The organism is Streptomyces lacaronensis (assembly GCF_047337785.1).
GTDB lineage: Bacteria > Actinomycetota > Actinomycetes > Streptomycetales > Streptomycetaceae > Streptomyces > Streptomyces lycopersici.
The window spans coordinates 3,033,067-3,046,426 of record NZ_JBLHDK010000003.1; the positions used below are offsets into that span (position 1 = coordinate 3,033,067).

Annotated in this window: 18 protein-coding genes and 1 pseudogene; 7 read left to right on the forward strand and 12 right to left on the reverse strand. The window is 72.4% G+C overall.

Features of this window, described 5'->3' with window-relative positions; all coding sequences use genetic code 11:
• Nucleotides 1–55 precede the first annotated feature (55 nt).
• Entirely contained in the window at nucleotides 56–958 is a 903-nt protein-coding gene (locus ACMTAK_RS12775) for a MurR/RpiR family transcriptional regulator (protein ID WP_413806330.1), read from the forward strand.
• A gap of 30 nt (nucleotides 959–988) precedes the next feature.
• On the opposite strand, the gene ACMTAK_RS12780 is transcribed toward ACMTAK_RS12775, so the two are convergent.
• The 8 genes from ACMTAK_RS12780 to ACMTAK_RS12815 form a co-directional block, all read right to left on the reverse strand.
• Nucleotides 989–1,312, reverse strand: a complete 324-nt coding sequence (locus tag ACMTAK_RS12780; RefSeq protein WP_413806331.1) for a gas vesicle protein K — start codon at nucleotides 1,310–1,312, stop codon at nucleotides 989–991.
• 98 nt (nucleotides 1,313–1,410) lie between these two features.
• Nucleotides 1,411–1,647 (reverse strand): gas vesicle protein, encoded by a 237-nt coding sequence (locus ACMTAK_RS12785; protein WP_413806332.1) that lies wholly within the window; start codon nucleotides 1,645–1,647, stop codon nucleotides 1,411–1,413.
• Nucleotides 1,644–2,567 (reverse strand): GvpL/GvpF family gas vesicle protein, encoded by a 924-nt coding sequence (locus ACMTAK_RS12790; protein ID WP_413806333.1) that lies wholly within the window; start codon nucleotides 2,565–2,567, stop codon nucleotides 1,644–1,646. Before ACMTAK_RS12790 ends, ACMTAK_RS12785 begins: the two co-directional genes overlap by 4 nt.
• Entirely contained in the window at nucleotides 2,564–2,956 is a 393-nt protein-coding gene (locus ACMTAK_RS12795) for a gas vesicle protein (RefSeq protein ID WP_413806334.1), read from the reverse strand. The genes ACMTAK_RS12790 and ACMTAK_RS12795 overlap by 4 nt, the downstream gene beginning before the upstream one ends.
• Complete coding sequence (locus ACMTAK_RS12800; RefSeq protein ID WP_413806335.1) at nucleotides 2,953–3,216, reverse strand: gas vesicle protein GvpG; 264 nt, start codon at nucleotides 3,214–3,216, stop codon at nucleotides 2,953–2,955. Before ACMTAK_RS12800 ends, ACMTAK_RS12795 begins: the two co-directional genes overlap by 4 nt.
• Nucleotides 3,217–3,229: 13 nt before the next feature.
• Entirely contained in the window at nucleotides 3,230–3,973 is a 744-nt protein-coding gene (locus ACMTAK_RS12805) for a GvpL/GvpF family gas vesicle protein (RefSeq protein ID WP_413806336.1), read from the reverse strand.
• Nucleotides 3,974–3,975: 2 nt separating this feature from the next.
• Nucleotides 3,976–4,347: a gas vesicle protein GvpJ gene (gene gvpJ / locus ACMTAK_RS12810; RefSeq protein WP_214663399.1), complete on the reverse strand. Its 372-nt coding sequence runs from the start codon at nucleotides 4,345–4,347 to the stop codon at nucleotides 3,976–3,978.
• A gap of 217 nt (nucleotides 4,348–4,564) precedes the next feature.
• Nucleotides 4,565–4,891 (reverse strand): gas vesicle protein GvpO, encoded by a 327-nt coding sequence (locus tag ACMTAK_RS12815; protein ID WP_413806337.1) that lies wholly within the window; start codon nucleotides 4,889–4,891, stop codon nucleotides 4,565–4,567.
• 212 nt (nucleotides 4,892–5,103) lie between these two features.
• Between ACMTAK_RS12815 and ACMTAK_RS12820 the strand changes: the two are divergent.
• Nucleotides 5,104–5,290, forward strand: a pseudogene (locus ACMTAK_RS12820) (diaminopimelate decarboxylase); the annotation flags it as partial.
• Between the two features lie 119 nt (nucleotides 5,291–5,409).
• Here ACMTAK_RS12820 and ACMTAK_RS12825 read toward each other — a convergent pair.
• From ACMTAK_RS12825 to ACMTAK_RS12835, 3 genes are read right to left on the reverse strand one after another with little or no spacing between them, the layout of a single operon-like run.
• Complete coding sequence (locus tag ACMTAK_RS12825) at nucleotides 5,410–5,643, reverse strand: helix-turn-helix domain-containing protein (RefSeq protein WP_413806338.1); 234 nt, start codon at nucleotides 5,641–5,643, stop codon at nucleotides 5,410–5,412.
• The gene (locus ACMTAK_RS12830) at nucleotides 5,643–6,140 is read right to left on the reverse strand and encodes a DUF2975 domain-containing protein (RefSeq protein ID WP_413806339.1); all 498 of its coding nucleotides are present in this window, start codon (nucleotides 6,138–6,140) and stop codon (nucleotides 5,643–5,645) included. The genes ACMTAK_RS12825 and ACMTAK_RS12830 overlap by 1 nt, the downstream gene beginning before the upstream one ends.
• A 31-nt stretch (nucleotides 6,141–6,171) precedes the next feature.
• Nucleotides 6,172–6,579 carry a tautomerase family protein gene (locus ACMTAK_RS12835; protein ID WP_413806340.1) on the reverse strand — a complete coding sequence of 136 codons (408 nt, stop codon included), beginning with the start codon at nucleotides 6,577–6,579 and terminating at the stop codon, nucleotides 6,172–6,174.
• A 114-nt stretch (nucleotides 6,580–6,693) separates the two neighbouring features.
• Here ACMTAK_RS12835 and ACMTAK_RS12840 point away from each other — a divergent pair, with 114 nt between their 5' ends.
• The 3 genes from ACMTAK_RS12840 (at nucleotide 6,694) to ACMTAK_RS12850 (ending at nucleotide 9,200) form a co-directional block, all read left to right on the forward strand.
• Nucleotides 6,694–7,611: a LysR family transcriptional regulator gene (locus ACMTAK_RS12840; RefSeq protein ID WP_413806341.1), complete on the forward strand. Its 918-nt coding sequence runs from the start codon at nucleotides 6,694–6,696 to the stop codon at nucleotides 7,609–7,611.
• A 77-nt stretch (nucleotides 7,612–7,688) separates the two neighbouring features.
• On the forward strand, nucleotides 7,689–8,291 hold the full coding sequence (locus ACMTAK_RS12845) for a TetR/AcrR family transcriptional regulator (protein ID WP_413806342.1): 603 nt from the start codon (nucleotides 7,689–7,691) through the stop codon (nucleotides 8,289–8,291).
• Between the two features lie 144 nt (nucleotides 8,292–8,435).
• Entirely contained in the window at nucleotides 8,436–9,200 is a 765-nt protein-coding gene (locus tag ACMTAK_RS12850) for an SDR family NAD(P)-dependent oxidoreductase (protein ID WP_413806343.1), read from the forward strand.
• Nucleotides 9,201–9,585: 385 nt separating this feature from the next.
• On the opposite strand, the gene ACMTAK_RS12855 is transcribed toward ACMTAK_RS12850, so the two are convergent.
• Nucleotides 9,586–10,413 carry an alpha/beta fold hydrolase gene (locus ACMTAK_RS12855; protein ID WP_413806344.1) on the reverse strand — a complete coding sequence of 276 codons (828 nt, stop codon included), beginning with the start codon at nucleotides 10,411–10,413 and terminating at the stop codon, nucleotides 9,586–9,588.
• A 71-nt stretch (nucleotides 10,414–10,484) separates the two neighbouring features.
• Here ACMTAK_RS12855 and ACMTAK_RS12860 point away from each other — a divergent pair, with 71 nt between their 5' ends.
• On the forward strand, nucleotides 10,485–11,438 hold the full coding sequence (locus ACMTAK_RS12860; RefSeq protein WP_413806345.1) for a helix-turn-helix domain-containing protein: 954 nt from the start codon (nucleotides 10,485–10,487) through the stop codon (nucleotides 11,436–11,438).
• Between the two features lie 77 nt (nucleotides 11,439–11,515).
• Nucleotides 11,516–13,357 carry a leucine-rich repeat domain-containing protein gene (locus ACMTAK_RS12865; protein ID WP_413806346.1) on the forward strand — a complete coding sequence of 614 codons (1,842 nt, stop codon included), beginning with the start codon at nucleotides 11,516–11,518 and terminating at the stop codon, nucleotides 13,355–13,357.
• The last annotated feature ends 3 nt before the right edge of the window (nucleotides 13,358–13,360 follow it).

Here is a 13,360-nt window from a genome sequence, read left to right on the forward strand (position 1 = left end):
CTTGGAACGGTGAGCCCAGATAGTAATGTCCACCACAGGGAAGTCAATAGCTGTAATGAGCGAACCGAAAAGCGTTACCGGGACGACACGGCTCGCCGCCGCGGTCCGGGATATGTGGGGTGAGCTGTCCGCTTCCGAGCGAGTGGTGGCCCAGTACCTGGTCAGCGCCCCGCCGGAGAATCTGCTCTTCGCGAGCGCACAGGAGCTGGGCGCGGCCAGTGGCACGAGCAACGCCACCGTCGTCCGCGCCCTGCAGCGCCTCGGCTACGCCGGCCTGCCCGCGCTCAAGAGGGAGCTGGCCGCCGGATTCACCTCCGCGACCGCCCCCGAGGAGCGGCTCAAGCAGCGCATCGCCCGCGTCGGCCACGACCTGGACGAGATCAAGGACCGGGTCTTCGACGAGGCCGCGGAGCGTCTCGAGCAGTGTCGCCGCCTACTGGAGACGGATGTGCTGAAACAAGCGGTGCAAACGCTTGCGGACGCGCGTGAGGTGGTCGCCTATGGCGTGGGCGCCTCGGAGCTGGCCGCCCGGCATCTGGTGCTGAAGCTGCGCCGGGCCGGCCGCAGGGCGCGCTTCATCGGCGCCACCGGCTTCACCATGGCCGACGAGCTGCTGAGCCTCGGCCGCGGGGACGCGGTGGTGATCCTCCACCCCGGCCGCCGGCTGCGGGAGTTCACCGTGCTCACCGATCGGGCGCGGGCGGTCGGCGCGGGCGTGGTGCTGGTCACCGACGTCCCCACGGGGCCGCTGGCCACCCACGCCGACGTGGTGATCAGCGCCCCGCACACGCCCACCGGCATCACCGCGGAATCCCTGGCGGGGATCGTCGTCATGGACGCCCTCGTACTGGCCCTCGCCTCCCTGGACGAGCCACGGGCGGTCGAGGCGTCCCACCAACTCACTGTGTTGAGGGGGCAGTTGATCGACCGGTCAGAGCCGCGGCCGCGCAAGAGCTGAACGGCGGACGGGGTTTCTGCATGGGGTTTCTCAAGGGGCGGGCGGGCCCGCCGGGGAGCCCGCGGGAGAGAGCAGGGTGCCGAGCGGGCCCAGGTCGAGATTGAGGTCCGCCATCCGCAGTCCGTGACGGGCGCACATCTCCTCCATGCGCTGCTGGAGGATCATCAGCGTCATGCCGACGCGCTCCTCCTGCTCCTCGGTCAGGTCGCCCTTGTCGACGCGGTGGAGCGCCTGGCGCTCCATCAGCTGACGCAGCAGCTCGACCACGGTCAGCACCAGCTTGGCCAGATCGCGCTCGACCGTGTCCGCGTCGGTGCGCAGCCGCTGGGCGGCGGCGCCGGAGGGGGCTGGCATGCGCGGGTTTCCTTTCGTCGGGGCCTTGCGTGCCAGGGCCTTGCGTCAGGGCACTTCGTCAGGGCACTTGCGTCGGGGCCTTGCGTCACGGCCTTTCGTCAGAGCAGCAGCGGGGCGGGGTGTTCGGCGTCGACCGGAGCGATGACCGCGCGCAGGTCGATCCGTACGAGATCGACGTCCGCGATGGACAGGACGAGGTCACCGGCGAGCACGACCCCGCCCTGGAGCAGCCGGTCCAGCAGGTCGATCAGGGCGACCTCGCGGCCCGCGAGCGCCCGGGCGTCCTCCTCGTCCAGCGCGCCGCTCACACGGGTCCCGTCCAGGGCGCCGCTCATACGGGCTCCGGCCGGGCGGCCGACTCGGGCTCGGGCGGAAGGGCGAAGGAGTACGGCGCCCAGGGGCCGGTCACTTCGACGCGCACCCCGGGCTGCCCCTCGGCGGCGGCCAGGACGCGGGAGCGGAACTCCTCGGCGCGGTCGGCGGGCACCAGATACGCGTCGTTGGCGATGTTCTCACCACCGGGTTTCCCGCCACCGGACTTCCCACCACCCGCCGTCTCGCCACCGGACTTCCCGTCCCTCGCCGTCTCGCCACCGGCCACCTGGGCGAGTTCGCCGCGCTGCGGCCGGTGGGCGACCCTGCCCACCGCCAGGCCCCCGGCCTCCTCGGCGATGCGCGCGGCGGTCCGGGCCGCCGTCTGCCAGGCCTCCTCGGCGCCGCGCCGGCGCCGGCGGCGGGCGGCGAGATAGGCCCGCCCCGGGCTGAGGGCCTCCTCCCCGCCCGTGGCCCCGGCGGACACCGCCGCGTCACTCGCCAGGGAGTCGGTGGGGTCGGTGGGATCGGTGTAGACCTTGACGCCCCATTCGAGATGCCCGGCGAGCCGTTCCAGCAGCGGCAGGAACTGGTCGCGGCGCTCCTGGAGGACCTGCCGCACCCGGTCCTCGTCCCGGTAGACGGTGGCCAGCCGCAGTGGCAGTACGGCGCCGAGCGGGGCCAGCCCCGCCACCACCCCGTGGTGGCCGCGGGCCAGCGCCTCCAGCCGGGGCAGTTCCTCCAGGCCCGCCTTCAGCGCGCCCTCCTCGAACTCCTCGGCCGGGACCGGGCCCACGGCCGCCGCCAGGTCCCCCGTCTCCACGAGCCCCACCTGCTCGTCCGCCACCCCGCGCAGTACGGCCGCCGCCCGCGCGGCCTCCGGGGTGGGGCGCAGCACCGCGTAGGCGTACACCATGTGCTGTCGCTGTGCGCTCTCGGTCAACCGTCCACGCTCCTGTCCTCGGGCCGTGCCCGCAGCGCCGCGATCTCGGCGCGCAGCCGGGCGTTCTCCTCGGTGAGGGACCGCTCCGTGTCGTCGTCCGGTACGGCCCGGGTGCGGGCCCGGGAGGACAGCGACGGATCGTGCTCCCACCAGTCGATGCCCATCTCCTTCGCCTTGTCGACGGAGGCCACGAGCAGTCGGAGCTTGATGGTGAGCAGCTCGATGTCCAGCAGGTTGATGCGGATGTCGCCCGCGATCACCACGCCCTTGTCCAGCACCCGCTCCAGGATGTCGGCGAGCGACGGGGCGCCCTCGGCCCCCTGGCCGTACGGGGTGGCGGGCAGGCGTGGCGGGCCCAGCCCGCCCGCCACGGGTTCTGTCGTCGTCACAGGACTCGTCTCCGCTCGTCCGGCCGTTCCCGGCGTTCCAGCTCCGCCAGCCGGTCGAGCAACTCGTCCTCGCGGCGGTCGTACGCGTCCTCGTCGATCCGCCCGGCCAGCAGGTCCCGCTCCAGTTCGGAGAGGGCGCGCCGGACCGGCGCCGGGTCGTAGTACTCGCGCTCGGCGGCCGCGGCCATCTGCTCGGCGGCCCAGACGGTGGCGCGCACCGGCGCCAGCGGAAAGGTGAGCAGCCCGGTCAGCAGTCCCATGGCACCCCCGCCCTCAGGCCACGAAGCTGTACGGCGGCAAGGGGCCGCGCAGCCGGAAGTCGTAGCCCGCTCCGTAGCCCTGCGCGAGTTGCCGCGCGGCCCGGGAGAACTCCTCGGCGCGCCCCCGCTCCACCAGGAACGAGGCGTTGAGGAAGTCATCCCCGGCCGGGGAAGCCACCACCTTGCCGCGGGCCATCTCCGACAGCCGCCCGACGACCTGGTCGGCCAACCGCCCCCGACGCGCGTCCAGTTGACGTGCTACCAGCTCGCCGAGGGCCACCCGGTCCGCGTAGGTGCCACCGCCGTCGCGGGTGCGCTCGTTGAGGCGACGGGCGTCGTCGGACTCGGTGAGCACCTCCCGCAGCAGATCGTCCTGCGAACGGGCCGCCTTCAGGTTGAACTCCGCGGTGGCGTGCAACTCCTCGAGCCTGTGGACGTATTCGGCGCGCTTGCCGTCCAGCGCCGCCACCACCGCGGCGTCGTCGGGCGCCAGCATGCCGAACCGCATCGGCAGCATCGCGCCGTCCGCCATCAGCCGCTCCTGGACCTCCTGGTGGGCGGCGAGATCACGGCGCTTGGGGCGCAGCTCCGGCGGCGCCGGGCTCACCACGCAGGCCAGCGGCCCGCCAGTGACCGCGCGCAGGGCGCCGGACCCGCCGCCCACGGCCCGCAGCCCCTCCAGCCGCAGCGGATGATCGGACCCGGTTATCGCGTAGATGTAGAGGGACGGAGCCGGAGCCGGGGACGTGTTCGACATGGTCACTTGTCCTCGTCGTCGTCGCGGTCGAAGACGTCGCTGATGGCCCCGAGGGCCCCGCTGATCGCTCCCTCGGTCTTGCCCCGGGCGCCGCCCTCGACGATGTTGCCGACGATGTCGCTCAGCTTGTCCGGGGCCTTGCGGCCCGATTCCAGGTCGAGGCGGTTGCACGCCTCGGCGAAGCGCAGATACGTGTCCACGCTGGCGATCACGATCCGGATGTCGATCTTCAAGATCTCGATGCCGACGAGGGAGACCCGGATGAACACGTCGATGACGAGGCCACGGTCCAGGATGAGTTCAAGGATGTCGAAGAGGCTTCCGGTCCCTGAACCGGTCGATGCGGTGGCAGGCAGCCCGCCGGTCTGCGTCATCACGGTCACGTGTGCTTCCTCTCGGTCGCGCTCGGTCGCCTGTCCGCGTCTGATACGGGTGCGGTGGCGGTGGCGTTCACCGATGTCGACGTGGGTGACACATGGGCGCGCAGCCATGGCACGGCCCCGCGCCGGACATCACCGGCGCGGGGCCGTGGGAGGAAACCCGGCAAACGGGCGGCCGTGCCTGGTCCGGGTCCTGGTCCCGGTCCGGTGTCTAACGTCCGCGGTCGAGCTGGCCGCGGGCGTAGCGGTGTTGCCGCTCATAGCCGAGGAGTTGCCCTTGTGAGTCGAGGGTCACACGGTAGGTGGCCATGATGGTCATGGTCTCCGGCACCCGCACCAGCTCCACCACCTCCACATCGGCCACCCATCCGTCCGGTGTCGGCTGCATCGCGGAAACCGCCTCCGGCTCGGTGCCCAACAACTCCCCCAACTGCCGGGCGGCGCCCCGCATGGCCTGCGCCACGGGTACGCGGCGCGGCTGCGCGCCGGAAGTTTCGGGGGTGTCCGTGGGCGGTGTGTCCGGGTCAATGCTCGTCATGGTCCTACGGTGCCAAGTCCCGTGGGGGCGTGGTGTGCGGATCCCCAAAGCGGCGCCGGGAAGACGCGGAGTTTCCCCTACCCGCCCCTCCCCGAACCAAGGGACTCCGCCCCCTGCCCCCCGAACGCCCTCCGGGCGTGTCCTCAATCGCCGGACGGGCTGGATTCCCCCCACCCCCGGGCAAGAAGCCCGGCGCCGGCGAGGCGGGGCCGCCGGGCGACATCCGCCCCGGCGATCTGCTCGCGGTGCCGGTGGCGGGCGCGTACCACCTGTCCATGGCGTCCGGCTGCAACCTGCTCGGCCGCCCGCCGGTGGTCGCTCGTGGCGGACGGCAGGGCGCGGCTGCTGGTCCGGCGTGAGTCGCTGGACGACATCCGCGGCCGTGACGTCGGTCTGTAGCCAGGACAGCGTCTGGGGAAGGGGCGGCCATCCCGCCGCCCCTCCCCCGGGCCGGGCGCCGTCAACGCGCCCGCGCCGCAGCGAGGTTCGCTCAAGGGCGACGGTCGTCGTGCCCTCGCTCAACGGCGCCGGTCGTCGTCCCCGCCGTCATCCGGGACCCAGCGCAGGATGTCGCCGGGCTGGCAGTCGAGTGTGCGGCAGATGGCATCGAGCGTCGTGAACCGCACCGCCTTCGCCCGGCCGTTCTTCAACACGGCGACGTTGGCGGGTGTGATGCCGACGGCGGCGGCGAACTCGCCGACCGACATCTTGCGCCGGGCGAGCAGGAGGTCGAGGTCGACGACGATCGCCATCAGACCACCTCGGCCATCTCGGTCTCCAGATCCGTCGCCTTCCGCAACAGGCTCCGCATGATGACCATCAGCATCGCGAACGCCGCCCCCACGCCCACGCTCACCATCGCGGCTCCCAGGGCGCCGATGACCTCCATGCCGTCGTCGGGGGTGGGGATCTGGGCCAGCGCCAGATGCCCGGTGACGCCGAGTGCCAGCAGCGTCGCCACGACCGAGGAGCCGATGATGGTGTCGACCCATCGGAAGGCCAGCGGTGTGAAGATCGCGCCGCGGCGGACCATGGCGAGCAGCATCCACACCGCGACGAGCGCCACTTGGACGCAGGCGACGCCGAGGATCGCGACCGTCACGTACGGCGTGGCGAACGGGGCGTACGGAGGGAAGCGGTCGACCTCGTCGGCCGCCGTCGTCGGGATGACGACGATCTGACCGAAGAGGCCCGCCATGATCGCTGCGACGATGCCGGCCCGGAGCGCGACGATGAAGAGTCGATGCATGCATCGACTATCGATGGATTCCTATCGATAGTCAATCGATGTCCATGCGCTCGTCGTAGCCGGTCCGGGGGTTGACGGTCCGCCCGGCAGCCCACCAGTTCTCGCTGTTCGTCTCGACCACGCACAGGAGGATGTCCTCCTCGGGGACGTCCGCGTACAGCCGGAGGTTGCCGCGGATGGCCTCGAACAGCTCCGCCTTCTGCTGGGGGTCGCGGTCGTTGAAGAAGAGCTGGATGAACATCGTGCGGTCGCCGCGGCGGATGCCGAAGAACACCGGCTGCGTCTGGACGTTCTCGGGCTTGAGTTCGTGAATGAGGTGGAACTGGTCGTCCTGCGGGACCTTCAGGACGTCCACCATGGACCGGTGGATGCCCAGCGAGACATTCCGGCGGTACTCCGGGGTGGTGCCCTCGCGCAGGTAGATGTTGACCAGAGGCATGATGTGTCGTTTCCGTTCTGCTGTGGTGTGCTCACCACGCTAGGAACGGCCATGACATTCCGCCAACGAATGTCCCGCATGGCCGGTATGCTTCGTACGCATGGACGTGCGCTCATGGACATGACCCTGGTCGGGCTGCGGGTGCTGCGCGAGGTGGCGGAGCGGGGCACGATCACCGCCGCGGCGGAGGCGCTCGGGTACACCCAGTCGGCCGTCTCCCGGCAGGTGGCCGCGCTGGAGCAGGCGGCCGGAGCCCGGCTCTTCGACCGCCATCCGGGCGGTGTGCGGCTGACCACCGAGGGGCGCGCCCTGCTGCGGCACGCCGTGGTCGCGCTGGACGCACTCGACGCGGCCGACCGGGAGTTGCACGGGGGCGAGGCGGAGGACGGCCCGGTGCGGCTCGGGTTCTTCCCCACCGCCGGAACGGTGATCGTGTCCCGTGCGCTGGCGGCCCTGCGCCGGGAGCACCCCCGGATCCGGGTGAGCACACGGGAGGGCACCACCCCGTCGCTGGCGCGGGCGCTGCGCACCGGCACACTCGACGTCGCCCTGCTGTCGTCCAGACCACCCCACCGCTCCCCCGACACCGACGCCCCGCCGCTGCGTGTGGAGCCGCTGTTCGAGACCCGGCTGGCCGTGGCGGTGGCCACGAGCGGCCGGTTCGCCGGACGCGACAGCGTCACGGCCGAGGAGATCGCGGACGAGCCGTGGATCGCGAGCCCGGCCGCCGCGGAGGAGCCGCTGCTCGGCGTCTGGCCGGGACTGCCGGGACGGCCCCGGGTGCGCCACACCGTCCGCGACTGGCTGACGAAGCTGCACCTGGTGGCGGCCGGGGCGGGCGTCACCACGGCCCCGCCGGCGCTGCTTCCCGCCGTCCCGCCCGGTGTGCGTCTCGTCGCCGTCGAGGGCGTGGCGGAGGAGTGGCGCCGCGTCAGCCTCGTACACGCGCCGAGCCCCGCCACGGCATCGGCGAACGCGGTGGTACACGCCCTGCGGCAGGAGGCCGCCGAGCTGGCCGACAGCTCCGGTTGACGGCCTGGGCCGCCGAGTCCTGATCCGGACACCCCGCTCAGTAGGCTGGACCAGCCAGTCCAGTCGAGAGGGGCGCCATGCACAGGGAGCTGACGGCCAAGGGGAAGGCCACCCGGAAGCGGATCATCGAGGGCGCGGCCGCGGTGCTGCGTGAGAAGGACGTTTCGATGGCCACGCTCGACGACGTCATGGCGCGCACGCGCACCAGCAAGAGCCAGCTGTTCCACTACTTCCCCGAGGGGAAGGACGAACTGCTGCTGGCGGTCGCGCACCACGAGGCCGACCAGGTCCTGGAGGACCAGCAGCCGTATCTGGGCTGCCTGGACTCCTGGGAGGCGTGGCAGCGGTGGCGCGATCAGGTGGTCAAGCGCTATGCGGAGCAGGGCGAGGAGTGCCCGCTGGGCTCGCTGGTCCTCCATCTGGGCCGCTCCACCCCGGGCGCCCGGGATGTCGTGGTGACGTTGATGCGGCAGTGGCAGGAGAGCCTGGCCACCGGCATCCGGGCCCTCCAGACGGCCGGGCAGCTGCCCGCCGAGCTGGATGTCGAGCACCGCGCGGCCGCCCTGCTGGCCGGCATCCAGGGCGGTGTGCTGATCCTCCAGTCGACCGGCCGAGCCGACCATCTGCGGGCCGCGCTCGATCAGGGCATCGGGGATCTGCGGCGCGCCGCGGCGGTTTGAGCGGCCACGGATGAGCGCGCCGCCGCGGCCCGAGCGGCCCGGATACTGGACTTGCAAGTCCATTTTTTTCTTCGCACAGTGGCATGGCCCCGGCGGACCCGCGGGGCATCCATGGTGCGGTGAACGAGCGTGCGGGAGTGCGTGATGAGTGGACGGCTGACGGGCAAGAGGGCGCTGGTGACCGGTGCGACCAGCAACATCGGGCGGGCGATCGCGGAGCGGTTCGCCGCCGAGGGCGCGCATGTGGTGGTGTCCGGCCGCAGCGCCGAACGGGGTACGGAGGTGGTCGACGCCATCCGCGCGCGGGGCGGCCGGGCCGACTTCGTACAGGCGGATCTGGACGGAAGCGCGGAGGCCTCCCGCGCCCTGGCCGAGGAGGCGGGGTCGGTGCTGGGCGGAGGCATCGACGTCCTGGTCAACAACGCCGGGATCTACCCCGGCGACAGCACCGCGGACACCGATGAGAAGTCCTTCGACCAGGTCTACGCGGTGAATGTGAAGGCACCGTTCTTCCTGACCGCCGCGATCGCTCCGGCGATGGCCGGGGCCGGTGGCGGGGCGATCATCAACCTGGGGTCGTGGATCGCCCGGCTGGGCATTCCCATCGGCGCGCTCTACAGCTCCAGCAAGGGCGCGATGGAGACCCTGACGCGGGCCTGGGCCGCCGAGTTCGGGCCGCGCGGTGTGCGGGTGAACGCGATCTCTCCCGGAGTGGTCCACACGCCCGTACCCGGTGAGGTGCACCCGGGCGAGGCCATGATGAACGGCACCCCGGCCGGGTGCGTCGGCAGCCCGGAGGCCATCGCGCACGCGGCGGTCTATCTCGCGGGCGACGAGGCCGCGTTCGTGCACGGCATCGTGCTGGACGTCGACGGCGGCCGCACCACGGCGGCCGTCATCGCGGCGTAGCGGACCGTGTGTCCCGGCTGGGTGGGCACTAGCGGTGCACGGCGTCCTCGGGGCCGGCCGGGCGAGCGTGTCCGCCACCGTGGCGCGCGCGAGCCGGACCATGGAGCGCGGCTCCGCGTCCGGCGCACCGGCCCGGCTCAGTACGGCGCACGACCCGGCGGCCGACCCTCCCCGTCCTGACCGTCGCGGGAGCCGACTACCTGGGCGAGGCGGTCGGCGCCACGATGAGGCTCGCAGCGGACGACATGGAAAGCGTGGTCCTTCCCGGCTGCGGCCACTACCCCGCCGAGGAGACCCCGGACGCGATGCTGTCCTCGCTGACCCCATTCCCGGCCCCCTACCGGGAACTGACGGCAGACCTCCCGGAGGGGGACCGCGCCCATGCCTACGCGGCGAAGAAGTCGACGAGCGCGCGGGCGATGGCGCCGGGCGCGTTCTCCATGGGGATGTGGTCCGCGTCGGGGATGCGTACGAGCGTGGTGTGCGGCATCTCCGCGGCGAACCGCTCGGCGTACGCCACCTTCTCGTAGCCGTCCTCCTCGCCCCAGAGCAGCAGCTTGGGCGTCGCCGATCGACGCAGCGCGGGTACCAGGTCGAGGGTGTAGCGGCTGTCGGCCGCGCCCGCCAGGGCCGCCCAGGAGCGGCGTACCCGCGGGTCGGTCCACGGGGTCAGGTAGTCCGCGACGCGCTGCTCGGTGGCGGCACCGGCCAGCGCCGCGGTCACCGCCTGTCGGCGAGCGGCGAGGACGTCCTCCGCAGCGGGGCTTGGGCCTCGGAAGCGGGCCACGTGGGGCGCCGGCCAGGAGTCGTAGGTGACCGAGTTGACCAGCGCCAGCCGGGACACCTCCAACCGGTCGTGAACGAGGAGATGCTGGGCGATGGCACCGCCGATGTCATGGCCCGCCACGGGGACCGCTCCACAGACGCCCACCGCGGACGCGAATCGCGCCACCCAGTCCGCGAGGGCCGGGACCGTGGCCGTTTCCGGGGTGAGCTCGCCTCCGGAGCGTCCCAGGCCGGGGAGGTCGACCGCGAGCGGCCGCAGCCCCGCGTCGGCGAGACGGGCCACCACCGGCAGCCAGACCCGGCTCCAGTACGTCCCGTGCAGCAGCAGCACGGGCGGGCCCTCCCGCTCCACGGTCAGGTAGCTGGCCGCCTCCCCGTCCACCTGGACCGCGGTCCTCAGTACTTCCGTTTCGGTGGTGTCACTCATGGGACCACTGTGACCGGGGCCGGTCTCCTCGGCCGAGAGTCCGGAAAGACGCCTGCAGGTACATTCTTGCCATGAGCCTCCACCGGGTAGTGGCCCTGCTCACCGAGCCGCAGTCGCCCTTTGAGGTCGCCTGCGCCGCCGAGGTCTTCGGCGCGGACGTCCCCGAAGTGCCGGCCCGCTACAGCTTCCGGGCCTGCGCCGAGCGACCCGGCCCCCTGCGGACCACCGTCGGCTGCTCGATGCTCGTCGATGCGGGGCTGGACGCCGTGCAGGAGGCGGACACCGTGGTCATCCCCGGCTGGCAGCAGTCGGGGACGACCACGGTGTCGCCGGCCGTCACCGAAGCGCTGCGGGCCGCCCACGGGCGCGGGGCGAGGATCGTCGCCATCTGTACGGGCGCGTTCGTCCTCGCCCGGACCGGGCTGCTCGACGGCCGCCGCGCCACCACCCACTGGCGCGGCACGGCCCGGCTCGCCGCCGCCTTCCCCGAGGTGCGGGTGGACACCAACGTGCTCTTCGTCGACCACGGCGACGTGGCGACCAGCGCCGGCACCGGCGCGGGTATCGACCTGTGCCTCCACCTCGTACGTAAGGACCATGGCGCGGCCTACGCCGCCCGGATCGCCCGAAACATGGTCCTGCCGCCGCACCGCGAGGGCAGCCAGCTCCAGTACGCCACGCCCCCCGTACCGGCCAAGGCGGACGAATCCCTGGCCCCGGTGCTGGAATGGGCCACCGCGCGCCTCGGCACCCGGCTGACCCTCGACCGCCTCGCCGAACGCGCGGGGCTGTCCCACCGCACGCTTGCCCGCCGGTTCACCGAACAGCTCGGCACCAGCCCGGGACAGTGGCTGCTCACCCAGCGCATCAACGCGGCCCGGGTACTGCTGGAGCAGACCGCCCTGCCAGTCGAAGCCATCGCCACCCGGGTCGGCCTCGCCTCGGCGGTCAACCTGCGCCGCCGCTTCAGGACGCACCTCGGCACCACACCCGGCGCCTACCGACGCACCTTCAGCGAGACGTGACGCTCCCGCCGCGCACCTGCCCGCCGGTGTGCGCTCGCGCGCTCCGCTGTCAGGCCCGGCCTATAAGGTCCCGTGCCATGACCTCGGACAATCGACTGGGCGAACTGCGCGAGCTGCTGGCGACGGGCAAGCCGGTCAAGATACGCAAGGCCATCGGGGAACTCGTCCTGATCCGGGACGACGGTGCGGCGCTCGCCCTGGCCGCCCGGTTCGAACGCGCGGCCGGGTACTCCTCGGAGACGCTGTTACGGCTGTGGCCCAAGGCGGCCGACCCGGACGGCTTCTGCGCCGCCCTCCTCGTCCCCGCCTTCGCGCGCGAGAACCGCACCTCGCTGCGCCTGCGCCGGATGACCTCGCTGACCGGCCTGCGCCACCTCACCACGCTCCGCGCCCTGCACGTCGACCGCTGCAAGGAGATCACGGACCTCACCGAGGTCGGCGAGCTCACCTGCCTCACCGACCTCGACCTCAACGGCTGCGCGGGCATCGAGGACCTCACCCCGATCGGCCGCCTCACCGAACTGACCCGGCTCAACCTGCACCGCTGCCGGGCGGTGTCGGACATCGCGCCGCTGCTGGCGCTCGGGCGGCTGCGCGAGCTGGACCTCAGCATGACCAAGGTGCGGTCCGCCGACGGCTTCGGTACGGCGTTCCCCGCGCTGGAGAGCCTGACGCTGCGCGGGTGCCGCTCCTTCAAGGACGCCTCGCCGCTGTCCGGGCTGGCCCGGCTCACCCACCTCGACCTCGGCTGGACCGGGATCCGCGACCTGACCGGGCTGCGGGACGTCCCCGCGGTGACCGAACTGGACCTGCGCAGCTGCGGCCACCTGCGGGACCTGACCGGCATCGACGCGCTGCCCGCCCTGACCGACCTGACCCTGGACGACTGTCCGCGTCTGAAGACCCTCCGCGGGCTCGGCTCCCACCCCGGCGTGGAGTGGCTCGGTATCAGTGGCTGCACCGAACTGACCGACCTGTCCGCGCTGTCCGCGCTGACTGGGCTGCGGAGGCTGTTCATCACGCGGGCCGAGCACCTCACCGACCTGCGCGGACTCGAAACCGTCCGCGGCCTGGTGCAGGTCTGGCTCGAAGACTGCCCCGATCTGGGGGACTTCTCCGCGCTCACCCGGCTGCCGTCACTGCGCTCGATCAACCTGCGGGGCATCCGGCGACTCCGCGATCTCTCGTCGTTCGCGGGGGTCTCGGGTCTGGCGTTCATCACCATCGATCACTGCGACAATCTGGTCACCCTGGAGGGCCTCGAACGCAAGGACCAGTTGGACAAGCTGTGGGTCTCCCACTGCCGCAGCCTGCGCGCCCCCGGCCGCCTCGGTGAGCTGCCCGCCCTGCGCGAGGTGCGGATCCAGGACTGCCCTTCGCTGACCGGCCTCGACGGCCTCGGCGACCTGCCCGCGCTGCGCGAACTCCGCGTCGAGGACTGCGCGGTGCTCGTGGACCCCGGCGGCCTGGCCGGTGCCCCGGTGGACGACCTGACCTTCTCCCAGGTGCCGGGCCTGGGCTCGCTGCGCGCCCTGGAGGACTGCCCCGACCTGCGGAAGCTGGTGCTCGATGGCTGCCCCCGCGTGGCCGACATACCGGCCGGGCCAGTCGTCGACCTCAATCTGAAGGGCGTGGACTGGCGGGACCTCTCCCGCCTGGCCGGTCACCAGAACCTCCGCGTCCTGCGGCTGTGGATGCCCGAGCTGAAGGACATCGGCACGCTGTCCGGCCTGCCCGGCCTCACCGACGTCCACCTGCTGGAGTGCAGGGCTCTCGAGGACGTGAGCCCGCTGCTCGACCTGCCGTCCCTGGCAAAGGCCGCGCTGCCCCACAGCATGGCGTGGGAGGCGTACTACGGGCGGCCCGTGCCCGTGCACACGGCACTCACCGAGCGGGGGGTGACCGTCTCCGGTATCTGACCC